Annotated in this window: 13 protein-coding genes; 9 read left to right on the top strand and 4 right to left on the bottom strand. The window is 32.7% G+C overall.

Going from position 1 to position 11,965, the window contains the following annotated elements; translation table 11 throughout:
• The first annotated feature begins 4 nt into the window (after positions 1–4).
• Positions 5–373 carry a hypothetical protein gene (locus ACE94K_RS13485; RefSeq protein WP_378173109.1) on the top strand — a complete coding sequence of 123 codons (369 nt, stop codon included), beginning with the start codon at positions 5–7 and terminating at the stop codon, positions 371–373.
• Between the two features lie 36 nt (positions 374–409).
• Here ACE94K_RS13485 and ACE94K_RS13480 read toward each other — a convergent pair whose 3' ends face one another.
• The gene (locus tag ACE94K_RS13480; RefSeq protein ID WP_378173107.1) at positions 410–2,248 is read right to left on the bottom strand and encodes a glycoside hydrolase family 13 protein; all 1,839 of its coding nucleotides are present in this window, start codon (positions 2,246–2,248) and stop codon (positions 410–412) included.
• Positions 2,249–2,508: 260 nt separating this feature from the next.
• Here ACE94K_RS13480 and ACE94K_RS13475 point away from each other — a divergent pair, with 260 nt between their 5' ends.
• Positions 2,509–3,570, top strand: a complete 1,062-nt coding sequence (locus ACE94K_RS13475) for a sensor histidine kinase (RefSeq protein ID WP_378173105.1) — start codon at positions 2,509–2,511, stop codon at positions 3,568–3,570.
• Positions 3,560–4,291 (top strand): LytR/AlgR family response regulator transcription factor, encoded by a 732-nt coding sequence (locus ACE94K_RS13470; protein WP_378173103.1) that lies wholly within the window; start codon positions 3,560–3,562, stop codon positions 4,289–4,291. The genes ACE94K_RS13475 and ACE94K_RS13470 overlap by 11 nt, the downstream gene beginning before the upstream one ends.
• Before the next feature lie 19 nt (positions 4,292–4,310).
• On the opposite strand, the gene ACE94K_RS13465 is transcribed toward ACE94K_RS13470, so the two are convergent.
• Entirely contained in the window at positions 4,311–4,442 is a 132-nt protein-coding gene (locus tag ACE94K_RS13465; protein ID WP_378173101.1) for a hypothetical protein, read from the bottom strand.
• A 180-nt stretch (positions 4,443–4,622) separates the two neighbouring features.
• A complete protein-coding gene (locus ACE94K_RS13460) occupies positions 4,623–5,207 on the bottom strand; it encodes a hypothetical protein (protein ID WP_378173098.1) in 585 nt (194 codons plus the stop codon).
• A gap of 228 nt (positions 5,208–5,435) precedes the next feature.
• Between ACE94K_RS13460 and ACE94K_RS13455 the strand changes: the two genes are divergently transcribed.
• Complete coding sequence (locus tag ACE94K_RS13455) at positions 5,436–6,311, top strand: AraC family transcriptional regulator (RefSeq protein ID WP_378173096.1); 876 nt, start codon at positions 5,436–5,438, stop codon at positions 6,309–6,311.
• Here ACE94K_RS13455 and ACE94K_RS13450 read toward each other — a convergent pair.
• Positions 6,308–6,928, bottom strand: coding sequence for an L-threonylcarbamoyladenylate synthase (locus ACE94K_RS13450; RefSeq protein ID WP_378173093.1), 621 nt, complete (start codon positions 6,926–6,928; stop codon positions 6,308–6,310). The genes ACE94K_RS13455 and ACE94K_RS13450 overlap by 4 nt on opposite strands.
• 203 nt (positions 6,929–7,131) lie before the next feature.
• Between ACE94K_RS13450 and ACE94K_RS13445 the strand changes: the two genes are divergently transcribed.
• Genes ACE94K_RS13445 through ACE94K_RS13425 form a run of 5 tightly spaced genes read left to right on the top strand, consistent with a single transcriptional unit; the run spans position 7,132 to position 11,921 of the window.
• Positions 7,132–8,493, top strand: a complete 1,362-nt coding sequence (locus ACE94K_RS13445) for a DEAD/DEAH box helicase (RefSeq protein WP_378173090.1) — start codon at positions 7,132–7,134, stop codon at positions 8,491–8,493.
• A gap of 10 nt (positions 8,494–8,503) precedes the next feature.
• Positions 8,504–9,052: a metal-dependent hydrolase gene (locus ACE94K_RS13440; RefSeq protein ID WP_378173087.1), complete on the top strand. Its 549-nt coding sequence runs from the start codon at positions 8,504–8,506 to the stop codon at positions 9,050–9,052.
• Between the two features lie 19 nt (positions 9,053–9,071).
• Positions 9,072–9,374, top strand: coding sequence for a hypothetical protein (locus ACE94K_RS13435; protein ID WP_378173085.1), 303 nt, complete (start codon positions 9,072–9,074; stop codon positions 9,372–9,374).
• Positions 9,340–10,194, top strand: coding sequence for a subclass B1 metallo-beta-lactamase (gene bla / locus ACE94K_RS13430; RefSeq protein ID WP_378173082.1), 855 nt, complete (start codon positions 9,340–9,342; stop codon positions 10,192–10,194). Before ACE94K_RS13435 ends, bla begins: the two co-directional genes overlap by 35 nt.
• On the top strand, positions 10,140–11,921 hold the full coding sequence (locus tag ACE94K_RS13425) for an ABC transporter ATP-binding protein (protein WP_378173079.1): 1,782 nt from the start codon (positions 10,140–10,142) through the stop codon (positions 11,919–11,921). The genes bla and ACE94K_RS13425 overlap by 55 nt, the downstream gene beginning before the upstream one ends.
• Positions 11,922–11,965: the final 44 nt, after the last annotated feature.

Here is an 11,965-nt window from a genome sequence, read left to right as displayed (position 1 = left end):
AAATATGAGAATTGCTTTATTATCTCTAGCAGCCCTATCAGCTTTCTTAGGAATCATTATGGCTATATTACCATTTGGAACACTTGGTGTTTTACCAGGTATTGTAGCTCTATTATCAGGCTTTGCGGCTTATTACATCTCTAAAAAGAAACAAAAACCTCAAAAACTGCCACTTTTATTTCTAACGATTGGTGTTTTAGTAATTGTAGCAAGTGGTTCTAAAACATTATGGGTAAAGGATGTAGTAGCTGTAGACACAGAGTTTCAGGAAAAAGAAGAGCAAAGTAAAGAAGAAGCTATAGAAGAGCTGAAAGAAATTGAGAATGAACTCGAAGAGATTGAAAATGATCTTGAAGAAATCGAATCCGAATAATCAATTACCAAACCCTACTATAGCCAGCTTGGAAATTTAGTTTGCTAAGTCTATAATCAATGCAGTATGCTTAGATAAATTGACTTGTTGAAGGTTTTTCAACTCCTTTTCTGTTAATATTTCTTTTCCTTTGGTATATCCATCTAATGACTTTTCGAAACGTTTCAAATCAAAAGTTGGATAATCCACATCACTGTTATTAATAATAATCATGGTCTTATCCGCATCTGTATATCTAAAATATACATATATGTTATCTTTTGGTTGATAGTGTGTAAGTTTACCATTATGGATAGATTTAGCATTTTTTCTCCAATTTAGAATAGTTTTTACATAGTTAAAAACTTCATTTTCTTGTGGTGTTCTACCCCATTCAGTAAAAGCATTTCGATCATCATCTTTCCATCCTCCAGGAAAATCCTGTCTTACTTTTCCATCAGGTCTTTTATTTTTCATTAAAATTTCATCCCCATAGTAAATTTGAGGAATTCCTCGGGTGGTTAAAGTAAATACCATACTTAACTTTAATTTTTCTACATCATCATCCAATAGAGCTAACAAACGATCTACATCATGATTTCCGTTAAAAACTTTATTATTTTTCGGATTTCCGTATACAAAATCCTCAGCTAATGTTTTATATACCTCTGAAATATCACCATTTGTTCCAAACGCTCTTATCAATGAATAATATAAGGCATAATCACTGATACTATTTACATTGGAGACATAGCCATCTTTGTTTACTTTGTCATTATTCCAATAGGATAAGTATGATGCCCGTTCTGCCCAGGTTTCTGCTACCATATAAAAGTCAGGATATTCTTGGGTCAGTGCTTTCATCCATCTAGACATAGCATGTTTATTTGGATAAGGATATGTATCAAGACGAATCCCGTCTATACCTGAATCTTCAACCCACCAAATAGAATTCTGAATCATATAAGTTGCCAGAAAATCATTTTCTAAATTTAGATCAGGCATATTAATATCGAACCATCCTTTTGTAAGTAAATCAAAATCGCTTGAAGACACATAGGGATCTGAAGCCGCTATATTAGTAAAATTACTACGTGTAAATGTATCCCATTGATTTACCCAATCCTTGGATGGTAAATCTTTCATCCACCAATGCCCTGCTCCACAATGATTAAACACCTGATCCATAATTACTTTCATTCCTTTTTCATGAGATTTTTTTACAAGTTTTTTATAATCCTCATTTGTTCCCAAACGTGTATCGGTTTTATAAAAATCTGATATCGCATATCCGTGATATGAATACTCTGGTTGATCATTTTCTAAGAATGGATTTAGCCACAAAGTAGTAACTCCCAGTTCTTCGAAGTAATTAAAATTGTCCAATATTCCTTTTAAATCTCCACCGTGTCTACCATTATCATCTTTTCGATTTGCTTTTTCCAGCGTGTCCTCTGTTGAATCATTGGTTGTATCTCCATTTGCAAAACGATCCGGTGTTATCAGATAAATCACATCTGCAGCTGTAATAGCCTGTCCTGTATATTGTCTTTTTTTTCTTGATTTTAACTGATATGTATGGCTGAAGGTTTGACCATCCTTTGTAAATTCTAGTAATATTTTTCCTGGTTTTGTATTTTCCGTTATAATTAAGTCTACAAAAAGATAGTTTGTATTCTCTACCTTATTTATTTTTTTTATCTGTACTCCGGGGTAACGAATAGAAACATCAAAAGTGGCTATGTTTTCTCCATGAATCAATAGTTGTAAATCCTGACTTTTCATTTGTACCCACCAAAAAGGTGGTTCTACACGGGTAATAATTTCTCTTTTTTGTGCTGTACCAAAAAAAGAGGTTGACAGGGTAACTACAAAAAGTAGCAGTATTCTTCTCATATAAAATATCATTGTTAATTATTTTAATTGTTTACACAACTAATAACCAGAGATCTTAAATCATTAACAATGTTCTTATACCAATTACTTAATCTAAGGACAGACAACCAGTAAACAAAAAAAATAGATGACAATCGGAAAGATTAAGAATTAAACAACTTTTTTTGCAGTATGTACTATATTACCGGTCGTTTGTCCTGAAATTTGTTTTTTTTATAAAAAAAATCAGATTTTAGTCTTTTCAGCTTATGTAAATCTAAATGAAGCATTTTCTTGTAAAAAAAATATTTTCAAATAGGATCGCTAGACATATAACGTACTGGATTGGATTAATTATTTTTTTCGGCATTACTTGGGGAACTTACGATAACGATTATATTCGTTCATTTACTATTCAGACGTTCAGTTTGCCTGCACGAATGATTTTGGTATACATTTCAATATATTTTCTGATTCCTAATTTTTTTATAAAAAAAAATATTGCAGCATTCATCGTTGCCTATATATTTCTATTATTAGCCACAAGTGTTGTTATACAGCGATCTCTTATGTTTTTTTATGTACAGCCAAACTACTTACCCAGTTGGCAGAGCGAAGGATATTTTACGATTACAGAATTAGTAAATACTATTTTGGATGTTAATATAGCCGCAATTATTCCATTAGGATTTAGCTTCTTTAAATTTTATCATAATTCGCAACAAAAAACCTTAACACTACAAAAAGAAAAGATTGAAGCCGAACTGAGCCAGCTTCGCAACCAGGTGCATCCACATTTTCTGTTCAATACCCTTAATAGTTTATATGCCTTGATCATAAAAAAATCAGATATTGCAGAAGTAGCTGTTCTAAAACTATCTAATTTAATGAGGTATATGCTGTATGAAGCCAATGTGCCGAAGGTTTCGTTAAGTAAAGAAATTGCATATTTGAGAAACTATATAGATCTTGAACAATTAAGATTTAATAAAATGATAGATATTAGTTTCCAATCAGAATTTGACAAAGATTATCAAATATCTCCTTTTTTATTAATTCCATTTGTAGAAAATGCCTTCAAACATGGTACGTCTTCTACTGCGAATTCTTGGATTGTCATCTCTATATTTGCCAAACAAACTCAACTTATGATGCAGGTAGAAAACAGTAAATTAAATACCGGGCACCAGGACGATTTTGGCGGTATTGGTTTTAAAAATGTAAAAAAAAGGTTAGAACTTTTGTATCCTGGTCAATTTTCATTAGAAACAGCGGACAGTGAATTATCATATCGCATTACGCTCACTCTAAAACTTATAAAAACTACTCTACATGGATACTAAAATTAAATGTATGGTTGTTGATGATGAGCCATTAGCAAGAGAAATTATTGAGAATTATATTGCTAGAATCGACCATCTGCAACTAGTATCTTCCTGCGCAAACGCGTTAGAAGCATTTAATATTATTGCAAAAGATAAGGTTGATTTAATCTTTCTCGATATACAAATGCCAGAATTAACTGGAATTGATTTTCTTAGAGAACTAAATCCTGCTCCCAAAATTATCTTTACAACGGCTTATAGTGATTATGCAGTGGATGCATTTCATCTCGAAGCCATTGACTATTTATTAAAACCAATAGAGTTTTCTAGATTTCTAAAATCAATACATAAGGTCTTGAAATTAATATCAACAGCTTCAACTCAAATCAACCTCAACACTGACTTACCAAAAGAAGCAAATTATCCAGATACTTTTATATATCTAAAAGTTGAAAAAAAAATGCAAAAGATATTTCTTAAAGACATTCTTTTTATTGAAAGTCTGAAAAACTATATTCGAGTCAAAACTATAGATCGAGAAATCATTGCTTACAAAAGCATCAGTAATATTGAAAGCTTGCTACCCGGATCGCGATTTATAAGGGTACATCGTTCCTTTATAATCGCTATTGACCATATAGATTCTTTTTCATCTACAGAAATAGACCTAAAAGGAATAAGAATACCAGTAGGTAGAAATTACAAAGAATCAGTCAAAGATTCGCTGGGATACTTTTAATAATACCCGATACAAATAGTTAACCATTCAAAAACTCATCTGTTTCCAAAGAGAATTCTTCAATTTCAAAGGCAAAATCTTGTATCGAATCAGAAAAAGAAATGATAAAAATTGCGACAACTAATAGGTAAATTTCTGTTACTTTTTTCATAATAATAACTTTTAAAGTTGCTCCTATAAATTTACTGTAAAGTACAGAATCCTAGGACAACAATATTAGCAGATATATATTCGATTTTAACCATATTTCGATCCTGATTTCATAATAGAAAATATAAAAAGCAGCATGGTTAGTGCTGCTTTTTGAGTGGTTGAGTTAATAATGAAACAATTAAATACTAACTTTCTTTATAAACGTTCTATCCTTTAATGAGAAATATAATAGATATTCACCCTTAGGCATTTTAGAAAAATCAAATGTTCTTTTAAATATTTTCTCATCGTTACCGATTATTTCCTCTAATACTGTCCATTCACTATCATAAATAGTTAGATTGAAAGGAGACTTTTCTGTATTATTAAACAGAACTTTCATAAGGTTGTTTTCTACACTCGTTTGTGGTTTAAACAATGTTACCGCTGATGTATTGATTAAAGAAACCCCTTTTTTGTTTTTCAATAATGGAGTAACTTTTACCTCGTATGGAGATTCTGTCTCTACAAAATATACCCCATCTGCTACATTTCCTAAATTGAAATATTTCTGATAATTAGGAGTTGCTTCTAATGTTACGTTAAACAACGTTTCTCCATTATAGTTCTTAAGGAATAGTTTTTCTCCTGCTTCAACTTCTGTCAATGATACCGTAACCATAGACGAATTAGTGATCTCTACTGATACTCTTCCTGCCGCACTAGCGATATTGCTTGTGGTGATTACTAATGCTAGCAAACATAGGTTAATAACTCTTTTCATAACTTAAGTTTTTGTTGTTGTTAATATTTTACATTGCAAATATAGAGCCTAGTAGATATTCAGAAATACAACTATATTTGCATATATATGTTCAATTTTAACCTTAATACCCTTATAAAAAACCTAGTAACGCTAATTTAACATATGATTTAATAAATTTTACATTTATTTAACAGAATAGATACTTTATGTTTACGAAAATTAATTAATAAGAAATTTCCCCAAGCTATGAATACGAACATAAAACCTTCATTAGAAAAAATAGTTCCAGAATTTGGTAGTTCTTTTTATTATGAAAACTTTTCTAAAGAAAAGATGAATAAAGCTCCCATTTGGCATTACCATCCAGAAATTGAGTTGGTCTATGTTAATGGAGGAACAGGAAAACGACAAATAGGAAGTCATATGTCATATTATAGAAACGGAGCATTAATTCTTATTGGATCCAACCTACCTCATTGTGGTTTTACCGATAGTCTAACGAAGAATAAAAGTGAAACGATTATACAGATGCTACCGGACTTTCTAGGTAATTCATTTTTTAATATCCCAGAAATGAGCGGTGTGCATAAACTAATGGAACAGGCAAAAAAAGGTATCGTATTTCACGGGGATACCAAAAGAAGAATTGGAGCACTCATTGAAGCATTGGGGTTATTAGATCCTTTTGACAGGTTGCTTGGTTTTCTCAAAGTATTAAAAGAAATGTCTCAAACTAAGGATTACTCGATCTTAAATGCTGAAGGTTTTATAATCGAAACTTCCTTACAAGATAACAATCGGATTAATTTAATATTCAATTTTGTGCAGGAAGAATTTACAAGGCAAATACCATTAGAAGAAATAGCAGACAAAGTAAGTATGAGTGTCCCAGGATTTTGCAGATACTTTAAGAAAAACACGGGTAAAACCTTCATTCAATTTGTAAATGAATACAGATTGGTTCACGCAGCTAAATTGTTACACGAAAAACAAACCAGTATAACCGATATTTGTTATGAAAGTGGTTTTAGTAATTTTTCGCATTTTAATAAATTATTCAAACAATTCTCTGGAAAAACACCCAGTACCTATAGAAATGAACTAAAATACATTATATCTTAAATAATATCAATAGCTCCTTTTCCTTCTCTAACCAGTACAGGTTCTCCGCTGGTCAGATCAATCACCGTAGAAGGTACATTATCTCCATAACCGCCATCGATAACGATATCTACCAATTTATACCATTTTTCCAATATCAATTCGGGATCTGTGGTATATTCTATGACCTCATCTTCATCATAAATGGACGTAGACACTATCGGGTTGCCTAAGGTTTCCACTATCACCTTACATATATTATTGTCAGGAACTCTAATCCCAACAGTTTTCTTTTTCTTAAAAACAGTAGGTAAATTATTGCTTCCTGGCAGGATAAAGGTGTAAGGTCCAGGGAGCGTTCTTTTTAAAAGCTTGAAAGTGCTATTATCAATTTGCTTTACATAATCCGACAAATTACTAAGATCACTGCAAATAAATGAAAAGTTAGCTTTAGCCAATTTTATTCCTTTAATTTGAGCTATCTTCTCTAAAGCTCTATTATTAGTAATATCACACCCCAAACCATAGACAGTGTCTGTGGGATAAATGATTAATCCACCATCACGCAGCACATTAACCACCTTTTGTACTTCACGTGGATTTGGATTTTCATTATAAAGTTTAATCAATTCTGCCATAGCCATCTTAAGTACTATAAAGATACAGCTTTATCCCAAATTTTTATCTCAATATACTTGTATTTTGTCGTTTACTTTATTAAAAAAATTACAGAGCTCTTATTTTTTATTAATTGTCGTAGAGTAATAAAACAGTATATTCTAACCGTTTTTGTATTTTTTGCCATCAAATAAAGTACTTTCGCAAATAAAATACTTTTAAAGTGACTTTTAGAGATCTAAATTTAAGCACACAACTCATTAATGCACTGGATGATCTGGGGTTCGAAACTCCTACTCCTATTCAAGAACAAGCGTTTTCTACGGTAATGTCCGGCAAGGATGTTGTAGGAATTGCACAAACGGGAACCGGTAAAACATATGCATATATGCTACCCATCTTGAGAACATTGAAATATTCTATACAGCAAAACCCGCGAGTTTTAGTTTTAGTACCTACACGCGAATTGGTGGTTCAGGTAGTAGATGAAATTGAAAAACTATCTACATACATCAATGTGAGAGTTACTGGAGTTTATGGAGGCACCAATATTAATACTCAAAAACAAGCCGTTTCTCAAGGTTTGGATATTGTAGTAGCTACTCCTGGGCGTTTGTATGATCTAGCAGTCAGTAGAGCACTTCAACTCAAATCTTTACAAAAAATAGTAATCGATGAAGTAGATGTAATGTTAGATCTTGGATTTAGACATCAGTTGATGAATATTTTTGATATACTGCCGCAACAACGTCAGAATATTATGTTCTCTGCCACGATGACGGATGAAGTAGACCAAATGATTACCGAAATTTTTAAAAGTCCGAAAAGGATATCTGTGGCAAAAAGTGGTACTCCATTAGAGAATATTAAACAATTTGGTTATAAAGTTCCGAATTTTTATACCAAAGTTAATTTGTTAGAACATTTACTTTCTGATACTGAAACCTTTCATAAAACACTCATATTTGTTGGATATAAAAAGATTGCAGACCGCCTGTTTGAAGCCTTAGAAGAGAAATATAAAGAAGAAATCTGCATCATACATTCCAATAAAACACAGAATTATCGATTAAGAAGTATAGAACAGTTTAGAAATGGTGAAAACAGAATCCTTATCGCTACCGATGTAATGGCAAGAGGTCTGGATATCGAAAATGTAAGTCAGGTAATCAATCTTGATACTCCAGAATATCCAGAAAACTACATGCACAGGATAGGTAGAACGGGCCGTGCAGAGAGGGAAGGCGTTTCGTTTGTTCTTACTACAGAAAAAGAGCAAGAATATCTACATGCGATAGAAGATCTAATGGAAATGAAAGTAGAACAATTAGAGTTACCAAATTCGGTAGAAATCTCTGACCAACTAACTCCAGAGGAACAACCCAAAGTTAAAGAAATATACAATCCCCACAAACGACCAAATGACGATGAGGCAGGCGAAGCGTTTCACGAAAAAAAGGACAAAAACAAAAAAGTAAATCTGGGAGGAAAGTATAAAAGAGAAATCAAAAAAAAGTACAAAAAACCAAAAACTAAAGGAGACAAAACCTTCAATCTTAAGCACAAAAAGAAGAAAAAGAAATAATACCTAATAAATGGCTTCAGTATTTGGACACGCATTAGCGGCTTATGCTTTAGGGAAAGGGTTTAGCAATGAGATTGCAACCTGGAAGTTTTGGGTTTTAGGTATCAGCTGCTCTATACTACCCGATGCAGACGTTATCGGTTTTAAATTTGGAATATCTTATGAAGATTTTTGGGGACATCGTGGATTCTCACACTCTTTAGTATTTGCTTTATTACTTGGTATTTTAGTCACACTTATATTTTATAATAAAAAAATCATCACTCGAACCGGATTAGCACTGATTTTATATTTTACCATCTGTACTGCATCTCATGGAATTTTAGATGCAATGACCTCTGGAGGATTAGGGATCGCCTTCTTCTCCCCTTTTGATGATACTCGATATTTCTTCCCATGGCGACCTATACAAGTGTCTCCGATTGGAGCTAGTAAATTCTTTAGTATTTGGGGCATTAAAGTATTGTTAAGTGAAGTTATCTGGATCGGAATTCCAGCTGGTATTTATATCTTAGTGAATACATTTTTTAGAAAAAGAAATGAAAGATATAAACTTTAACAATAAGAAATTCCTTCTTATGGAAAATTCGGAAAACGGTACTGTAAATTCTGAAACCGTTTTTAAATACAAACAAGATGGTAATCTAGTAACAGCAGATTATAGTGGCGGTACTATTCGATATGGTAAAATCATTGCTCATTTAAATAATAATAAATTATTGATGTTATATCAATGCCTGACCAATGATAATAAATTAAAAGCAGGAAAAGCGATCGCGGATATCACATTCACGAAAAAAGAAAAAATAAAACTAACACTAAACTGGGAATGGCTGAATGAAGAAAATGAAAAAGGTACTTCTGAATATATCGAATGTTAATCTACCTAACTTCGTTAAAAACACCATAAAACTAGTCATCATTCTTGTTTTAGCGACCGTCCTTGGTTTTTGTAAAGACACATCTGTTGCCGACAATATTCATATTTCTGAAGATCTTCAGCTACTTAAACTAAACGATCATAGCTATATCCATATTTCGTATATCACTCTGAAAAATGGCGCTAAATTTCCGTGTAACGGATTTGTATATATCAAAGATAATGAAGCCTATGTTTTTGATAGTCCAGCTACCGAAAAAGCAACAAATGAATTGATTAATTGGTTTCGAGATGAACAAAAAACTACTATAATAGGCGCTGTTTTTAACCATTTTCACGATGATTGTACAAAAGGAATTGAAATTTTCAAGAAAAATGATATTCTAACAATTGCCAGCAATACGACCAAAAACTTAATGATTCAAGATGGAATTATCGCACCTGATCAGGTTTTTGACAATGCTCTGGAACTAAAATTTGGCGATAAAACTATTATTAATTCATTCTTTGGTGAAGCACACACAAAAGATAATATTGTATCTTATTTCCCAAAAGAAAAAATACTGTTTGGCGGATGTATGATCAAGAGTTTGAATGCCAAAAAAGGAAACCTAACTGATGCCAATCTATCAGAATGGTCAAATACGGTAACCAATATTAAAAAAGCCTATCCGGATGCAGAAATAGTCATTCCAGGACACGGTTCCTATGGAGATCAAAGCCTGTTAGACTATACTATTTCTCTTTTCAATACCAAAATTAAACTATGCGAGAATTTCAAAATAATAACACATCAAAAGATAAAACGAAATCCAAAGTAACTATTTTACAAGCTTTTAAAACTATAATATGGCCAAGACGAAATCTAGTTTTCATAGGTTTACTTTTAATAATTATAGGAAGGGTAGCTGGATTCATATTACCCTGGAAAAGTAAGGTTTTGTTAGATGAAGTTGTGCCTAATAAAGACTTTAATCAACTATATGAACTATTGGCAATAGTTGGTGTGGCTATTTTAGTGCAAGCAACAACTTCGTTCTTATTAACCAGAATACTAAGTGTTCAGGCTCAATTTTTGATTTCAGAATTGCGGGCACAAGTACAGAAAAAGGTGCTTTCCTTACCTATCAGTTTTTTCGACAACACAAAATCGGGTGCCCTGGTTTCCAGGATTATGAGCGATGTTGAAGGAGTACGTAATTTAATAGGTACGGGACTAGTGCAATTGGTAGGAGGAACATTTACCGCTATCATTTCTTTAATTATTTTGATATATATTAATCCTTTAATGACTCTTTTTGTATTAGTCCCAGTTTCCTTATTTGGATTCATAGCTTTAAAAGCTTTTAAATACATCAGGCCTATTTTTAGAAAAAGAGGTGTTATTAATGCCGAAGTGAAAGGAAGATTAACCGAAACCCTCGCTGGGGTTAGAGTTATTAAAGGGTTTGGAGCAGAAGAACAAGAAAGTAAGGTTTTTGAAGAAGGTGTGGATCGCTTATTTCAAAATGTAAAAAAGAGTCTAACCGCTACTGCATTGATGACCAGTTCTTCTACCTTTCTATTAGCTGGAATTGCTTCTACCGGAATTATGGGAATTGGTGGTTATTATATGATGCAAGATGTTGATCCAATGACCACTGGAGACTTCCTGTTTTTTACTATGGTGCTTGCTTTTATGATAGCTCCAATCATACAAATGAGTAATATAGGCAGTCAATTGACAGAAGCATTAGCTGGTCTGGATCGAACCGAAGAATTGATGAATATGGATCCTGAAGAAGATCCTGAAAATCGAACTATACAATTAGAAAACATCAAAGGTGATATTATATTCAACAATGTATGTTTCTCTTATGAAGAAGGAAAAGAAGTATTACATAATATCAGTTTTAGAGCACCTTCTGGAACTGTTACCGCTTTGGTAGGAAGTTCTGGTTCAGGTAAATCTACGATTGCCGGCTTATCCGCTACTTTTCTCAATCCTAAATCAGGTCTTATTACGATTGATAGTCACGATATTTCTAAAGTAAATCTTAGCAGTTACAGACGTAATCTAGGAGTTGTATTACAGGATGAATTCTTGTTTGAAGGTACCATAAGAGAAAATATCTTATTTCCCAGACCTGATGCTTCGGAAGAGCGATTACAACAAGCTGTAAAAGCGGCTTATGTGAATGAGTTTACAGATCGATTTGATGATGGCTTAGATACCTTGATCGGAGAACGTGGTGTGAAGCTATCAGGAGGCCAACGCCAACGAATTGCTATTGCTCGTGCGATTCTTGCGGATCCAAAAATTATTATTCTGGATGAAGCAACCTCCAACCTAGACACAGAAAGCGAAGCTTTAATCCAAAAAAGTTTGGGCGAATTGATGAAAGGACGTACTACTTTTGTCATAGCACATAGACTAAGTACTATCAAAAAAGCGGATCAAATTTTAGTCATAGAATCAGGTAACATCGCCGAAAGAGGAACACACGAAGAACTGATCGAAGCAGAAGGTAGATACTTTGATTTATATACCTATCAAGCTAGAATCTAAAATATTACAGCTATTATATCGTTAATAATTAGGAAACTAACATT

Source organism: Aquimarina besae, from assembly GCF_042434905.1.
Classification (GTDB): Bacteria; Bacteroidota; Bacteroidia; order Flavobacteriales; family Flavobacteriaceae; genus Aquimarina.
This window is presented reverse-complemented; position numbering and strand designations above follow the sequence as displayed.

Excerpts from the sequence above, each read along its gene's own strand:
- ACE94K_RS13440 (WP_378173087.1), top strand. The coding sequence starts at position 8,504 with ATGGCTTCAGTATTTGGACACGCATTAGCGGCTTATGCTTTAGGGAAA.
- ACE94K_RS13450 (WP_378173093.1), bottom strand. The coding sequence starts at position 6,928 with ATGGCAGAATTGATTAAACTTTATAATGAAAATCCAAATCCACGTGAA.
- ACE94K_RS13485 (WP_378173109.1), top strand. The coding sequence starts at position 5 with ATGAGAATTGCTTTATTATCTCTAGCAGCCCTATCAGCTTTCTTAGGA.
- ACE94K_RS13470 (WP_378173103.1), top strand. The coding sequence starts at position 3,560 with ATGGATACTAAAATTAAATGTATGGTTGTTGATGATGAGCCATTAGCA.
- bla (WP_378173082.1), top strand. The coding sequence starts at position 9,340 with ATGAAAAAGGTACTTCTGAATATATCGAATGTTAATCTACCTAACTTC.
- ACE94K_RS13475 (WP_378173105.1), top strand. The coding sequence starts at position 2,509 with ATGAAGCATTTTCTTGTAAAAAAAATATTTTCAAATAGGATCGCTAGA.
- ACE94K_RS13435 (WP_378173085.1), top strand. The coding sequence starts at position 9,072 with ATGGAAAATTCGGAAAACGGTACTGTAAATTCTGAAACCGTTTTTAAA.
- ACE94K_RS13425 (WP_378173079.1), top strand. The coding sequence starts at position 10,140 with ATGCGAGAATTTCAAAATAATAACACATCAAAAGATAAAACGAAATCC.
- ACE94K_RS13480 (WP_378173107.1), bottom strand. The coding sequence starts at position 2,248 with ATGAGAAGAATACTGCTACTTTTTGTAGTTACCCTGTCAACCTCTTTT.
- ACE94K_RS13460 (WP_378173098.1), bottom strand. The coding sequence starts at position 5,207 with ATGAAAAGAGTTATTAACCTATGTTTGCTAGCATTAGTAATCACCACA.
- ACE94K_RS13465 (WP_378173101.1), bottom strand. The coding sequence starts at position 4,442 with ATGAAAAAAGTAACAGAAATTTACCTATTAGTTGTCGCAATTTTTATC.
- ACE94K_RS13455 (WP_378173096.1), top strand. The coding sequence starts at position 5,436 with ATGAATACGAACATAAAACCTTCATTAGAAAAAATAGTTCCAGAATTT.